A 14299-nucleotide genomic window follows, 5' to 3' on the forward strand; every position below is an offset into this window, starting at 1 on the left:
CTAGACTTTGAGCATGTCCTCCCCAGTGCGGATCACGTTGGCGCAGGCGCTCGCATGGCGTCTTGATCGCCACTTCTTGACCGGCGACGGTGCTCGCGGCACGTCCGTTGAGCATGTGGTTGAGCGGCTGACCGCCGTGCCGGCGTTCTCGGGAGATCCGCAGATCGCGATCGGTGTGCGGCTCGACCAGACGGCCGATGCGGACCTGGCCGCCGCACGTCGCGACGGCCGGATTCTGAAGACGTACGCGTACCGCGGCACCACGCACCTGATGACTCCCGCCCACGCGGGGATACCGATGGCGCTGCGCGCCTCGAGTCGCATGTGGGAGCGAGCGTCGTGGCGGTCGTACTACCAACTGGAGGCGACCGATTGGCCCGATCTGCGCGCCGCCGTGCGCGAGGCTCTCGCGGACGGGCCGCTGACCAGGGACTCGCTCGTGGACGCCGTGACAGCAACGCCCCGCTTCGCGCACCTGAGGGCTGGGCTGAGCGACGACTCGCAGACGCTCCTCAAGCCCTTCGCGTGGCAGGGCGACCTGTGTTTCGCTCCGCCCGGGTATGGCGCCGTCGCCTTCCAGCGACCGGACACCCTGCCGGGGTGGCAAGGGATCCCGCCACTTGACGAGGCCGGCCCTGCCGCGATCACCGCGTATCTACAGGCCTACGGTCCCGCCGACGACGCCCGGCTCAAGTACTGGCTAGGCGAGGGGCTCGGCGTGAGTGCCAAGCGCATCGGCGCGTGGATCGCGGCCCTGGGCGAGGAAGTCGTCGAGGTCGACGTCGACGGGCAGCCGCGCCATGCACTTGCGGAGCACGCGGATGACCTCGCGGCGACGCAGACGGGTGATGACGTGGCACTCCTCGCGGGCCACGACCAGTGGGTGCTGGGCCCCGGCACGGCCGACGCCACCGTGGTACCGACCGCGCGGCGCAGCGAGATCAGCAGGGGAGCGAACCTGCTCGTCGACGGCGGGGTCGCCGCGGGCACGTGGAAAGTCACGTCGGGTGTCGTGACGGTCGACACGTTCGAGGGGGCGGCTCGGCCGGACGCGGCAGCGCTCGAGAAGGCGCTCGCCCGGCTCGGCCACGCCATGGGTGAGGACGTTCACCTGGGCTGACCACTGCCGCAATGCAGGCGAAACACCCCGCTCTTACACTGCGAGAATGCTCGACATCGCCCGCGAGGTGGAGGCTGCCCTCGCCGCTGGTCACCGTGTCGCCGTCGTCACGGTCGCGGCCGTCCATGGCTCCGCGCCCAGGGCCGTGGGCTCCGCGATGGCGGTCACGGATGACGAACGCGTGATGGGCGCAATCTCCGGCGGGTGCGTCGAATCCGAGGCCTACGAGCTCGCGCTGGCCGCCCTGCGCGGGGCGGGTGCACCCCGTTCCACGCTGGGGCTTTCCGACGCCGATGCGCTCGCGGCCGGGCTGTCATGTGGCGGTCACCTCACGGTGGTCGCCACCGTGGTCAACCCTGCAGACGCGGACGTGCGCGAACAGCTGCGCGCCGCAGCCGACGGGCGCGCGGCGGGACTCGACATCTCCCTCACCGACGGCGCGGTCGCTGCGACCCCGACGCCCGGCGGCGACACCCGCCTGGAAGGCGACACCCTGTACCTGGTGCGGCCCCGAGCGCCCCGCCTCGTCATCGTGGGGGCCGTCGACTACGCGGCCGCGCTCGCCGTCGCTGCCCGGCCGCTCGGCTATCGCGTGACGGTGGTGGACGCCCGCCCTGCCTTCGCGACCGCCGAGCGCCACCCGGCCGCGCACGAGGTGATCCGCGCCTGGCCGGGGGAGTACGTGGCCTCCACGCGCATCGGCCAGGAGGACGCCATCTGCGTGCTCACACACGAGGAGCGCTTTGACATCCCCGCGCTCATCGCGGCACTCGCGTCCCCTGCGGGCTACGTGGGGGCGATGGGGTCGCGGCGCACCGATGCACGCAGGCGCGAGCTACTGCGCCAGGCGGGCGTGGGGCAGGCCGCGCTCGCCCGGCTGCGCAGCCCCATCGGCCTCGATCTGGGCGCCGTCACCCCCGCCGAGACGGCCATCTCGATCGTGGCGGAAGTGGTCGCCGATTCGCGTGGCGCGTGGGGAGCGCCGCGCCTGAGCGAGACGGCGGGGACCATACACGCGCGCCACCCGCTTCCGGCTGCGCCCTAGTGGGACATGGGTGTCACATCAGGGCCGGTTGGTGACATTCATGTCCCACCAGGGCGCGGGGTGCCGGAGGTCAGCCGCCACACCCGCTCGCGCGTCATAGGGAGCTCGTGCGGCCGCACGCCCACGGCGCGGCGAATCGCGTTGGCGAGCGCGGGCGCCACCGGGTTGTACGGCGACTCCGACATCGACTTCGCGCCCATGGGCCCCAGCGCATCCGAGGTGTCCGCGAACAGCACGTGGGTGAACGGCACGTCCGCCATCTGCGGAACCCGGTACTGGCGGAAGGCGGCATTGGACACCGCGCCATCGGAGTCGATCAGCACCTCTTCATAGAGCGCCGACCCGATGCCTTGCGCGACGCCGCCCTCCACCTGGCCTCGGCACTGCTCGGGGTTCATGACAGTGCCAGCATCGGCCGCATGCACCGACCGCAGGATCCGCACCTCGCCCGTCTCGCGCCGCACCGCGACGCGGAACGCCTGGACGTTGTACGCCACGGATCGCTCGCGCTGATCGAGGTCGGCGCTCGCCACCGCCTGTTTGCCGCGCCGATGCGCCAGCCCCAGGCCCGCAATGACCTCGCCCCAGGTGTGGCTCGCCCCGTCCGGACCGTTCACGCCGTCGGCGCCGACGACGCATGCGGTCGGATCAGTGCCTAGGGCCTGAGCCGCACTCGCCAGGAGTGCCTCCCGCAGCGCCAGCGCCGCGCGATGAACGGCCTTGCCCGCCACCGTGATGCCCGTCGAGCCAAACGCTCCCGTGTCGTGCTCGGCCAGGTCGGTGTCACCGTGGGCGATGGTGACGCGCGAGCGAGGCACTCCCAGCGCATCGGCCGCAATCTGGGTGTGGACCGTGACCGCACCATTGCCGAACTCGGCCGTGCCGACCTCGAGGCGCACCGCCCCTGTGCCGTCGAGCGTGACGGTCGCGACGGAGCGGTGCCCTCGCGGCGGGACAGTGGCGATCATCGACGCAGCCACGCCTTCGCCCACGGCCCAGCCCGCGGGAGCGGGGACATCGTCGGGCCCGGCCAGTGCCGTGCGAGCGAGGTCAAGACACTCGTCGAGCCCAAACGAGCCGAATGCGAGGTCGTCCTCCGGCTGACCCGCGACCATGAACGGGTCGCCCGGTCGCGCCGCGTTGAGGCGGCGCATCTCGAAGGGGTCGAGGCCGAGTTGGAGCGCGAGTTCGTCGAGCGCCGACTCGATGCCGAAGATCACCTGGCCCAAGCCGTACCCGCGGAAGGCCCCCGAGGGCACGTTGTTGGTGTAGACCGACTCCGCGTCGAGCCTGGTCACGGGGCATCGGTACACGGCCAACGACTCGGAGCAGCCGTGGAGCATGACGCCGATCGCGTGGTTGCCGTAGGCGCCGGTGTCGCTCAGCACGTCCATGGCGAGCGCGGTGAGACGTCCCTCGTGGTCGGCCCCCGCGCGCACGGACACCCTGAACGGGTGGCGCACCGCGGTGCGCACGAACTCCTCTTCGCGCGTCATCTCGTAGGCGACGGGGCGCCCTGTCGCGAGGGCGGCGACGGCGGCGATGTCCTCGGTGAAGATCTCTTGCTTGCCACCAAAGCCCCCACCCACGCGGGCCGTGAACACCCTGACGCTGTCGCGCTCGCGCCCCAGAATGCGGGCGAGCTCGTCGCGCACCAAGAACGGCACCTGCGAGCTGGTGCGGACGGTGAGGCGGCCGTCGTCGGCGACCCACGCGATCGAGCCGTGGGTCTCGAGCTGGGCGTGGGTCACGCGCGAGGTGCGCCACGTGCCGCTCGTCGTGACCGCCGACGCGGCCAGCGCGGCTTCGACGTCGCCCACGCCCGTGTGAACCTGGGCCACGACGTTGCGCGAGGCGTCCGCGACACGGTCGGTGGCGGTGCGGTCGGGGTGCAGCAGCGGTGCACCAGGGGAGCGAGCCTCCTCGGGGTCGAGCACCGCTGGCAAGACCTCGTACTCGACATCGATCAGGGCCGTCGCGAGGTCCGCGACGCGCTTGGTTTCGGCGACCACCACGGCGACGCGCTGGCCCACGAACCGCATCGTGTCGTCGATGACCAAGGTGTCATCGGGGTCGTCCTCGCGGTGCTCGTGCCGCGCGGTCGAGAAGCGCACCGCCGGCACCTCCTCGTGAGTGAGCACTGCGATCACGCCCTCAAGCCCGAGCGCCCTGCTCGTGTCGATGCGCAGCACCCGCGCGTGCGCATGGGGCGAGCCCAGCACGCTCAGGTGGGCCAGACCGGCGGGGACCTCGTCGAAGGTGAAGGGCTCGCGCCCCTGCACGATTCGGCGCGCGGGAGCGGGCGATGCGGAGGTCCCCACGCCGCCCGTCTCCACGCCGCCCGTCCCCACGCCGCCCTCCCGGTTGATACCCGTCTCGACGCGATTGCCGCCCCCAGGCGCGAGCGTGATACCCGCGTCGCCCGCTGACCGGGCACAGCCGCCGCACGCCAACCCGGAGCCACACACGCCGTGCCTGATGGACTGCTCGATCGCGCGATACCCGGTGCAGCGGCACAGGTTGCCGCGCATGGTCCGCGGCAAGTCCTCCAGCTGCGTTTCGGTGAGGGCCGACGCCGTCACCGCCATGCCCGGCGTGCAGAACCCGCACTGGAACCCAAAGTGGTCCACGAGTGCCTGCTGCACGGGGTGGAGGTCGTCGTCAGGGGCGAGCCCGCCGGCAGTGGTCACGGAGCGCCCCAGCGCGCGTTGCGCAGGGGTGATGCACGAATGCACCGGCTGTCCGTCAAGCAGCACTGTGCAGGCTCCGCAGTCGCCCGAGTCGCAGCCCTTCTTGATCTCGGTCGCGCCCGCCGCGCGCAGGTAGGTGCGCAAACACTGCCCGGGCTCCGGCTCGCCCGCGACCTCGCGACCGTCGACTCTCATGCGAGCTCCTGCGCGACCTCGGCGAGCAGAGTTGCCGACACCGACCGTCGCCAGTCGGCCGAGCCCAAGGGGTCCGTGTAGTACCCGGGCGCGGCGAGCGCATCGGCCCTCACGGTCGCCACGGAAGGCACGCCTTCGTAGCGCAGCACCACGGGCACGGAGGTTGCCGCGGTGATCACCAATACGCTGGTGCCGTCCTCGTCGCGACGCCCCGTGAGTAGGGCCCCCGAGCGGCCGTGCTCGGCTAGCGCGATGCGCCGATGCGCGGTGCGCGCCGCGAGAGCATACGCGGGGATCTCGACCTGCCTGAGCACCTCGCCGTCGCCCAGGCAGGTGGTGCCGTTGCCGGTCGGGAGGGCCGTGACAGGCACTCGCAGGTCGGTCCCATCCGGCTTCCACACCACGGCCGTCGCATCGAGCGTTGCCCCCAACGCGATCATCGCACCGGCGGCGAACCCCTTGGCAATATTGCCGCCCACGCTGGCCGCTGTGCGCACTTTGAAACTCGCCAGCAATGATTGCGCACATTGCTCAAATAACGCCGCCGCCGGGGCGGGCGAAGAGGTACCCCACGCTTCAAGTGTCGCGATGGTCGTCATCGAGCCGATGCGCAGGTCGCCCTCTGACGTCAGCTCCAGTTCGTCCCACCCCAGCCCCGACAGATCAACGAGTCCGGTGACGTCAGGTTGCCGCTCGGAGTACAGCCATGTGCCACCTGCCAGGTATGTCTCCCCAGGAGCCAGGGCGAGGTCGGCGCGCGAGCGTGCCACCCGCATCGTCTGCACTGCTGCCAGGTCCACCCTCACCACTGTCCTCTCCCCGGGCCAAGCCAGCCACCGCATCGGCCGACTTGATGGCCCTCTGGGACGACCTTGCCACGCCTCAGACCGTGCCCCTCGCCATTTCTTCAACAATTAACGGCCGCGAAACACCAGGGGCGATACAGGCGAAACAACCCGACCGTAATGTCCACCGATGTGACGCCCCCGCTGAGGGGAGCTCGGCGACGACGGCGAGTCAGGCACCGCGTGCCGGGATGGCCGGCGCGTGTCACATCCACGGGAGGAGAACCCATGTCTTTGCTCGCTGAGGCCTTCGGGTCCAAAGCACGCACCTTGGCGATGGCTGCTGCAGCCACCGCCGCGGCGCTCACGCTCGCCGCTTGCTCGTCGGACCCGGAGCCAGAGGAGCCTGCGGGCACCGACTCCGCCGCGCCGACGACCGCCGCGACCGAAGAGGCGCCCGACTACGGCGACATCACGGTTCAGCTGTCCTGGATCAAGAACGAGGAGTTCGCCGGAGAGTTCTTCGCCGACTCGAAGGGCTACTTCACGGAGGCCGGCTTTGGCGCCGTGAACCTGGTGCCCGGACCGTCGACGGGTGTCGCCGAACTGGTCTCCGGCCAGGTCGACGTCGCGCTGTCGGACGCGGTGTCTATTGGTTCCGCGATCGGCAACGAGGGTGCGCCGCTGAAGATCATTGGCGCGACCTACCAGAAGAACCCCTTTACGGTGCTGTCCCTGGCAGATGGCGGCAACATCCTCACGCCCGAGGACATGGTCGGCAAGCGCATCGGCGTCCAGGCGTCCAACACCTCGCTGTTCCTCGCGCTGCTGGCCGCCAACGGCCTGACCGAGACCGACGTCGAGATCGTGCCGGTCGAGTACGACCCCACGCCGCTGGTCAACGGTGACGTCGACGGCTTTATCGCCTACCTCACCAACGAGGCGCTCATCCTCGAACACGAGGGCCACGCGACCGCGAACCTGCCTTTCGCCGACAACGGACTGCCGTTCGTGGCCGAGACCTTCACGGTGACCGACGAGGCCATCGCGAGCGACCGCGAGATGCTCAAGGCCTTCCTGGTTGCGGAGATCAAGGGCTGGACCGATGCGGTGCTCGACCCCGCAGAGGGCTCGCGCCTGGCCGTCGAGGAGTACGGCGCAGACCTGGGCCTGATCCCCGAGGTGTCGGCGCTGGGTGCCACCACGCAGGCCGAGAAGCTCGTGGTGTCCGACGAGACGGCCGCGAACGGTCTGTTCACCATCTCCGACGCGCTCCAGAGCGAGACCATCGCGTCGCTTGCCGGCGCGGGCATCACCGTGACCGCTGACCAGCTGTTCGACATGAGCCTGCTGGCAGAGGTGTACGAGGCCTACCCCGAGCTCGTGGACTACGCGGGCTGAGCGTGACGGACTGACGCCACGTGACTGCTGTGACAAAGGCCGGTGTCCAGGGCGAGACCCTGGGCACCGGCCTGCACATCGACAACCTGTCCAAGGTGTTCTCGACCCGCTCCGGCTCGGTGGTGGCGTTGCAAGACACGAGCCTGCAGACCGACCAAGGGTCGCTGCTTGCGTTGCTGGGGCCGTCCGGCTGCGGCAAGTCCACCATCCTGCGCATGCTCGCGGGGCTCGAGCAGCCCACGAGCGGCACCATTCGCGTGGACGGCCGCACCCCCGAGGATCTACGCGCCTACAACGAGTTGGGGATCGCCTTCCAGGATTCCGCCCTGCTGCCATGGCGCTCGGTGTACAAGAACATCCGCCTGCCCTTCGAGGTCGCGGGAGTGAAGGTCGACGACGACTACATCGCCGAACTCATCGCGCTCGTGGGCCTCACCGGCTTCGAGAAGGCCAAGCCCGCGCAACTGTCGGGCGGCATGCGCCAGCGCGTGTCGATCGCGAGGGCGCTCGTGCTGCGGCCCTCGGTCCTGCTGCTCGATGAGCCGTTCGGCGCGCTCGACGACATGACGCGCCAGAAACTCAACCTCGAACTCATGCGCATCCTCGCCGCCAAGCCCGCGACCACCCTGCTGGTGACGCACGGCATCACTGAGGCGATCTTTCTTGCCGACCAGGTGGCGGTGATGAGCCCACGGCCCGGACGGGTCAAGGAGATTATCGACATCGACCTGCCGCGACCGCGCACTCCTGACATCCAGCGCTCGCCGGAGTTCCACGCCTATGTGGACCACGCATCGGACCTGTTGTTCGGTGCGGGCGGCGCAGCGGCGGAGGACGACTGATGGTGAGGCCGCTGCCCACGTGGGTGTCCGCGCTCGCGGGAGCCCTCACGCTCGTGGGAGCGTGGTGGGTCATCGCCGTGGCCGCTCAGGCCAACAAGGGCGCCGCCGCGGGCATCCCGACGCCAGGCGAGGTGGTCTCGAGCTACGGCGAGTCGGGGTGGTCGTTCTACTGGAACAACTTCTCGATCACGCTCGCGGAGGCGGCGCAGGGCTACCTGTGGGGCAACGGGCTCGCCCTGGCGCTCGCGGCGCTCGTGCTCGTGGTGCCTCGCCTCGAGGGCGTCGTGATGCAGCTCGCGGTGATCTCCTACTGCATCCCCATCGTCGCGATCGGCCCGCTCCTGTTGCTGATCCTGGGCCTTCCCGAACCGGGCAAGCCCTCCGCCACCGCAGCCTTCCTCGCAGGGATGTGTGTGTTCTTCACCACGGTGGTGGGGGCGCTGCTGGGGCTCAAGTCCGCTGACGCCGCCGCGCTTGATGTGGTGAGCGTCTACGGCGGCGGGCGCTTCACTCAACTGCGCAAGGTACGCGTGGTCGCCGCGCTGCCTGCCGTGCTCAACGCCCTGCAAATCGCCGTGCCCGCGGCCTTCCTCGGCGCAATCCTCGGCGAATACATGGGCAAGGTCGAGGTGGGAGTGGGCCCCGCGATGGTCGTGGCACAGCAGTCCCTCAACGCTCCTCGCCTGTGGGCACTCGCGGTCGCCTCGGGGCTGGTTGCGCTGTGCGCATACCTCGCGATGGGCTTGCTGACGCGCATGACGGCGCCATGGGCGCGAGGTGTGGCGGCATGAGCGCCGCCGTCGTGGTGCGCGACAACGCATCGGGGGTCGAACTCGCGGCCAAGGCCGCCGCCGACACGCGGCGCGCGACCCGGCGTGCGTTGCTCAGTTCGCTCGCGACCTTCGTGGGCACGCTCGCGCTGGTACTCGTGCTGTGGCAGGGAGCGCTCATCGCGTTCGACCTGTCGCCGTTTGTCGCGAAGGGCCCGGTCGATGTGTGGCGGTTCTTGGTCACGGCGCCCGACGCCGCCGACAACCGCGCCGAGATCTCCGCCAACCTCGCGATCACCATGCGTGACGCGGTCGTGGGGTTCGTCGCGGGGCTCGTGGGCGCGACGGCGATTGCCGTGGTGTTCCAGCTGTCCAAGGGCGTCGAGGCCGCCCTCATGCCCATCGCGTTGCTGCTGCGCACCGTGCCGCTCATCGCGTTCGCGCCGGTGATCATCCTCGTGTTCGGACGTGGGTTCTGGACCACCGCGGTGATGGGCGGGATCGTGGTGCTGTTCCCCGCGCTCGTGACCATCGCGTTTGGGCTGAAGTCTGCCTCGCCGCAGATGCTCGACGTGGTCAAGGTGTACGGGGGAGGGAGCTCCACCGCGCTGCGCAAGGTTGCCTTCCCCGCCTCCCTGCCCGCGTTCTTCGCGGCCGTGCGCATGTCCGTGCCCGGCGCGATCACGGGAGCGCTGCTCGCGGAGTGGCTCGCGACCGGCGGCGGGATCGGCGGCATCATCTACGGCTACTACGCGCAGGCTCGCTTCAACGAGATGTGGGCGTCAGTGGTGGTCGTCACGGCCGTCTCGCTCGTGCTCTACAACCTCGTGGCCGTGGTCGAGAACACGGTGCTGGCCCGCATGGGCATGCATCCGTCGCGGCGCGCCTGACCCTCCCCCTTCCCATCAAATGGATCCATTTTCTCGGCAAGGGAGGGAAGGGAGGGGAGAGGGGAGGGCTAGAGGCGGGATTGCAGCACGGCCGATGCGCGGGTCACCCGCGCGGCCACGTCCGCCTCGTCGACCCTCACCAAGGCGCCATCCTCGACGACGGTGCGGCCCTGGACGATGAGGCGCGCCAGGGGAGGCATCGCGCCTAGCCCTAGTGCAGCGACGGGGTCTGCGATGCCGGCGTGCTCCACGCCGTCGATCCGCCACAGGGCGAGGTCGGCGAGCTTGCCCGGCTCAAGCGAGCCGATCTGATCGGCGCGACCCAACACCTGCGCGCCACCCATGGTGGCGATGCGCAGCGCATCCCGGCCGCTGAGCGCATCGGCCCCGTCGCGTAGGCGCGCGGCGAGGACGGCGGCGCGAACCTCGGTGCCCAACTGGCCCGATTCGTTGGACGCGGCGCCGTCGACCCCCAGGCCCACGGGGACGCCCGCGCGCAGCATGTCGCGCACGGGCGCGATGCCCGCCGCGAGGCGCCCGTTCGACGAGGGACAGTGGGCCACTCCTGTGCCGGTGGCGGCAAAGCGGTCGATATCAGCGCCGGACAGGTGCACGCAGTGCGCCATCCACACGTCGGAGCCCAGCCACCCCACGGATTCCAGGTAGTCCGTGGGCGACATGCCAAAGCGCTCGCGGCAATACGCCTCTTCCTCGACGGTCTCAGCACCGTGGGTGTGCAGGCGCACGCCGAGCGAGCGCGCCAAGTCGGCCGACTCGCGCAAGAGGTCTGCGGTCACCGAGAACGGCGAGCACGGGGCGATCGCGACTCGCACCATCGATTCGAATGACGAGTCGTCGTAGGTGGTGACGGCCTCGCCCGAGGCCGCCAGCGCATCGGCCGTGCTCTCGACCGCAAAATCCGGAGGCAGCCCGCCGTCCGAGGCGCCCAGGTCCATCGAGCCGCGAGTGGCGTGCAGGCGCACACCGAGCGTGCTCGCGGCATTGACGATCGAACCGACGATGTCGCCGCCGCCACGGGGGAACACGTAGTGGTGATCGCCCACGGTGGTGCAACCGGACCGGGCCAGCACGGCCATCGCGCCCAGTGCGCCGTCGCCCACCAGGTCCGCGTCGATACGCGACCACGCGGGATACAAGGAGACGAGCCAGTCGAACAGGATCGAGTCCTGTGCGTAGCCCCTGGTCAGCCACTGGTAGAGGTGGTGGTGAGTGTTGATGAGGCCCGGCGTGACCAGCAGCCCGGTGCCCGAAATCACCTCGGCGGCGCCGTCGATGACCTCACGCGGAGCGCGGCCAGCGCCCACCGACGCGATGCGTCCGTCGCGGAGCACCACGTGGCCCTGGGCGTGCTCGGTGCCGTGTGCATCGACCGTGACGACGTATGCGCCGTCGATGACCGTGTGGGTCATGGTGTCCTACTTTCCCGTGACCGAGAAGTGCATCCAGTCTTCGCGGCCCGTCCAGTCGCCGCCCCATCCCCAGCCGATGCTGGTGAACGCGGCGTGGACCACCGAGGCCTCGTCGATCATGCCCTCGCGCACCCAGTCGCGGTCCAGGTAGGCCTCTGACAGTTCGGGGAACAGCTCATCGTTCTTGTGGAACGGATTATGGAAGGGGTTGATGTCGACGGCCTTGCCGTAGGCGTGCTCGCTCCACACGGTAGCCCTGCCCACCACGAGCCGGCACGTGAATGCCGAGGTCACGTTGTGGTCGCCGGTGGTGGGGGAGTCGCGCTCTTCACGCGAGATCACCCGCATCTCCTCGATGGGGAACTGCGCGGCGAAGATCTTCTCAAAGGCGCCGGCGATATCCTCGGCGTAGTCCTCGTGCACGAGCATCTCGCCGGTGTGAACCTGCTGGTCAAAGCCCCAGTACGGAATCACGATGTACGCGAGGTCGTCGATGTGGACCGGGCAGTTCTTCTCCCACGACGAGCGGTCACGAATGTCGTCGGGCACGTCCATCTGAATGTCGGCGAACCAGTCATCCGTGGTCGGGTCGGGAAGCCAGTCGCGCGGCTCCAACTGGCGGTCCTCAAGTTCGCTCGGGGTGTCATCACGCACGCCCAGATTGTTGTCGCCCAACGCGAGGGGTACCTGCCCCAGCCATAGCGGCCGGTCGTACGTGGGGTCGTCAGCGGCCTGTGCGGTCACCGTGACCGCGGGCACCGGGGACGGTTCTGGGGTGGCGACGACGGTGGCCGTCGCCGTCACCGTCGCCCGGGGCTCCGAGCCCATCAGGGAGCAGCCGGTCAGCGTCAGCACGGCGAGGGTCAGGGACACGGTGAGGACGGGGCGCACCGATTCAGGATAGGGGGGCCGTGTGACACCGCGATAGGGCCGATGCGCGGGCTGGGGCTTGGCGGCACGTTGTCGGTGGTGCGTGGTGAGATAGGGACGTGAGCGAAACTCCCGTACCCCCGGCAGACGGCACCGACCCCCGCGCGCGCCACCAGCACTTGGTGCAGGAGGTCGAGGAGCATCGGGCCAGGTACTACGGGGACGATGCCCCCACCATTTCCGACTCTCAGTACGACGTGCTCGAGCAGGAACTACGCGACCTCGAAGCGGCGCATCCTGAGCTGGTCGAACCTGACTCTCCTACTCAGGTCGTAGGCGCGGCGCGGGGAGAGACCGGGTTTGCTTCGGTCCAGCACCGCGAGCGCATGATGAGCCTGGACAACGCGTTCTCGCTGGAGGACGTCTCAGCATGGCTCGCGCGCGTGGGCAAGGAGGCCGGCGAACTCGAGATTGTGTGCGAGCCCAAGATCGACGGCCTGTCGATCTCGCTGACCTATGAGGATGGCGTACTCGTACGCGGTGTCACGCGGGGCGACGGCACCACCGGTGAGGACGTGACGGCGAACGTGCTGACCATCGCCGGGCTACCGCATCGGCTCACTGGGCAGGCGCTGCCCTCGCTCGTCGAGGTGCGCGGAGAGGTCTACCTTCCGGTGGAGGCGTTTGAGCGGCTCAACGAGGCGTTGTTGGCGGAGGGCAAGGCACCGTATGCCAACCCACGCAACACGGCCGCGGGCTCGCTGCGCCAGAAGGACTCCGGCGTGACCGCCCAGCGGCCTCTCGCCGTGACGACCTACGCCCTGGGTGCCCTCGCGTGGGGGGACACTGAGCCCGACCCGCGGGTGACGCGCCAATCGGGGATCTACCGCATGCTCGCGGACTGGGGTCTGCCCGTGAGCGAGTTGTCGGCGGTGCTCAGCGGAGTGCCCGCGATCGAGGCATACCTGGCCGACCTCGAGGCCAAGCGTCACGACCTGGTCCACGAGATCGATGGTGCCGTGCTCAAGGTCGATGATCGTGCTGTCCAGGCCGAACTGGGCTCGACGTCGCGCGCGCCGCGGTGGGCGCTTGCCTACAAGTTCCCGCCTGAGGAGGTCCATACCGTCCTCGAAGACATCCGCGTGGACGTCGGACGCACGGGACGCGTGACGCCGTATGGCGTGATGACATCGGTGACGGTTGCCGGGTCGACCGTGACCTACGCGACGCTGCACAACCGGCACGAGGTCGCTCGCAAGGGTGTGCTCATCGGCGACACGGTGGTGCTGCGCAAAGCGGGGGATGTGATTCCCGAGATCGTGGGGCCCGTGGTCGCCGCACGCACCGGCGCGGAGCGCGAATGGGTCATGCCCGAAAACTGCCCGTCGTGCGGCACGCCGCTGGCGGAGCAGAAGGAAGGTGACAAGGACCTGCGCTGCCCCAACGCGCGAGCATGCCCCGCGCAGATCATCGACCGCATCGCGTTCATCGGCTCGCGCGGAGCATTCGACGTCGAGGTGCTGGGGGAGAAGGCCGCTGGTGCGTTGGTCGAATCCGGCGTGCTCGAGAACGAGGCGCGGCTGTTCGACCTGAGCGACGAGGACCTGCGTCGAGTGCCGATGTTCGTGTACGACGTCGACGAGAAGCTCACTCGCAAGCAGGCCGAGGCTGGGGTCGCGGGGCGCAAGGCCGGCGACGTCGCAGAAAACGGCCGCAAGCTGCTCGCCAACCTGGACGCGGCACGCTCACAGCCGTTGTGGCGCGTGATCGTGTCGCTGTCCATTCGCCACGTGGGGCCTACGGCCTCCCGCGCGCTCGCGACGGCATTTGAGTCGATGGACGCGATCCGTGCGGCGAGACAAGAGGAACTCGCAGCCGTCGAGGGTGTGGGACCGGTGATCGCCGAGTCCGTGCGCGCCTGGTTCGAGGTCGACTGGCACGTCGAGATCGTTGACGCGTGGGCGACCGCTGGGGTGCGCATGGCGGACGAGCGTGACGAGTCCGTTGAGCGCACTCTCGAGGGCCTCACCATCGTCGCGACGGGGTCGCTCGAGCGCTTTACCCGGGATTCCGTGAAGGAAGCGATCATCTCGCGCGGGGGCAAGGCAGCGTCGTCCGTGTCCAAAAACACGCACTATGTGGTGGTGGGAGCGGGTGCGGGGTCGAAGGCCGCGAAGGCAGAGGCGTTGGGAGTGCCCATGCTGAGCGAGGAGCAGTTCGAGCGGCTCATCGAGAGGGGCCCGGCCGCATTCGAGGGCTGA

The 14299-nt window shown here is 69.6% G+C and carries 11 protein-coding genes; 7 read left to right on the forward strand and 4 right to left on the reverse strand.

Going from position 1 to position 14299, the window contains the following annotated elements:
- Positions 1–13: 13 nt before the first annotated feature.
- Both ACK5NO_RS00535 and ACK5NO_RS00540 read left to right on the forward strand, forming a co-directional pair.
- The gene (locus ACK5NO_RS00535) at positions 14–1120 is read left to right on the forward strand and encodes a DNA glycosylase AlkZ-like family protein (protein ID WP_416810708.1); all 1107 of its coding nucleotides are present in this window, start codon (positions 14–16) and stop codon (positions 1118–1120) included.
- Positions 1121–1166: 46 nt separating this feature from the next.
- Entirely contained in the window at positions 1167–2165 is a 999-nt protein-coding gene (locus ACK5NO_RS00540; protein ID WP_416810709.1) for an XdhC family protein, read from the forward strand.
- A 38-nt stretch (positions 2166–2203) separates the two neighbouring features.
- Here the strand turns inward: ACK5NO_RS00540 and ACK5NO_RS00545 are convergent, their stop codons facing one another.
- On the reverse strand, positions 2204–5050 hold the full coding sequence (locus ACK5NO_RS00545; protein ID WP_416810710.1) for a molybdopterin-dependent oxidoreductase: 2847 nt from the start codon (positions 5048–5050) through the stop codon (positions 2204–2206).
- Positions 5047–5850 (reverse strand): FAD binding domain-containing protein, encoded by an 804-nt coding sequence (locus tag ACK5NO_RS00550; RefSeq protein WP_416810711.1) that lies wholly within the window; start codon positions 5848–5850, stop codon positions 5047–5049. Before ACK5NO_RS00550 ends, ACK5NO_RS00545 begins: the two co-directional genes overlap by 4 nt.
- A gap of 273 nt (positions 5851–6123) precedes the next feature.
- On the opposite strand from ACK5NO_RS00550, the gene ACK5NO_RS00555 reads away from it, so the two are divergent.
- From ACK5NO_RS00555 to ACK5NO_RS00570, 4 genes are read left to right on the forward strand one after another with little or no spacing between them, the layout of a single operon-like run.
- Positions 6124–7236, forward strand: a complete 1113-nt coding sequence (locus tag ACK5NO_RS00555) for an ABC transporter substrate-binding protein (protein WP_416810712.1) — start codon at positions 6124–6126, stop codon at positions 7234–7236.
- Between the two features lie 20 nt (positions 7237–7256).
- The gene (locus ACK5NO_RS00560; protein ID WP_416810713.1) at positions 7257–8078 is read left to right on the forward strand and encodes an ABC transporter ATP-binding protein; all 822 of its coding nucleotides are present in this window, start codon (positions 7257–7259) and stop codon (positions 8076–8078) included.
- Entirely contained in the window at positions 8078–8869 is a 792-nt protein-coding gene (locus ACK5NO_RS00565; RefSeq protein ID WP_416810714.1) for an ABC transporter permease, read from the forward strand. Before ACK5NO_RS00560 ends, ACK5NO_RS00565 begins: the two co-directional genes overlap by 1 nt.
- Positions 8866–9738, forward strand: a complete 873-nt coding sequence (locus ACK5NO_RS00570) for an ABC transporter permease (RefSeq protein ID WP_416810715.1) — start codon at positions 8866–8868, stop codon at positions 9736–9738. The genes ACK5NO_RS00565 and ACK5NO_RS00570 overlap by 4 nt, the downstream gene beginning before the upstream one ends.
- A gap of 68 nt (positions 9739–9806) precedes the next feature.
- Here ACK5NO_RS00570 and ACK5NO_RS00575 read toward each other — a convergent pair whose 3' ends face one another.
- Both ACK5NO_RS00575 and ACK5NO_RS00580 read right to left on the reverse strand, forming a co-directional pair.
- On the reverse strand, positions 9807–11168 hold the full coding sequence (locus tag ACK5NO_RS00575; RefSeq protein WP_416810716.1) for an 8-oxoguanine deaminase: 1362 nt from the start codon (positions 11166–11168) through the stop codon (positions 9807–9809).
- Between the two features lie 6 nt (positions 11169–11174).
- A complete protein-coding gene (locus ACK5NO_RS00580) occupies positions 11175–12059 on the reverse strand; it encodes a M15 family metallopeptidase (protein ID WP_416810717.1) in 885 nt (294 codons plus the stop codon).
- A gap of 98 nt (positions 12060–12157) precedes the next feature.
- Here ACK5NO_RS00580 and ligA point away from each other — a divergent pair, with 98 nt between their 5' ends.
- Entirely contained in the window at positions 12158–14299 is a 2142-nt protein-coding gene (gene ligA / locus ACK5NO_RS00585; RefSeq protein ID WP_416810718.1) for an NAD-dependent DNA ligase LigA, read from the forward strand.

Source organism: Demequina sp., from assembly GCF_047975725.1.
In the GTDB taxonomy this organism is placed as follows: domain Bacteria; phylum Actinomycetota; class Actinomycetes; order Actinomycetales; family Demequinaceae; genus Demequina.

Excerpts from the sequence above, each read along its gene's own strand:
- ACK5NO_RS00570 (WP_416810715.1), top strand. The coding sequence starts at position 8,866 with ATGAGCGCCGCCGTCGTGGTGCGCGACAACGCATCGGGGGTCGAACTC.
- ACK5NO_RS00545 (WP_416810710.1), bottom strand. The coding sequence starts at position 5,050 with ATGAGAGTCGACGGTCGCGAGGTCGCGGGCGAGCCGGAGCCCGGGCAG.
- ACK5NO_RS00540 (WP_416810709.1), top strand. The coding sequence starts at position 1,167 with ATGCTCGACATCGCCCGCGAGGTGGAGGCTGCCCTCGCCGCTGGTCAC.
- ACK5NO_RS00555 (WP_416810712.1), top strand. The coding sequence starts at position 6,124 with ATGTCTTTGCTCGCTGAGGCCTTCGGGTCCAAAGCACGCACCTTGGCG.
- ACK5NO_RS00535 (WP_416810708.1), top strand. The coding sequence starts at position 14 with ATGTCCTCCCCAGTGCGGATCACGTTGGCGCAGGCGCTCGCATGGCGT.
- ACK5NO_RS00575 (WP_416810716.1), bottom strand. The coding sequence starts at position 11,168 with ATGACCCACACGGTCATCGACGGCGCATACGTCGTCACGGTCGATGCA.
- ACK5NO_RS00565 (WP_416810714.1), top strand. The coding sequence starts at position 8,078 with ATGGTGAGGCCGCTGCCCACGTGGGTGTCCGCGCTCGCGGGAGCCCTC.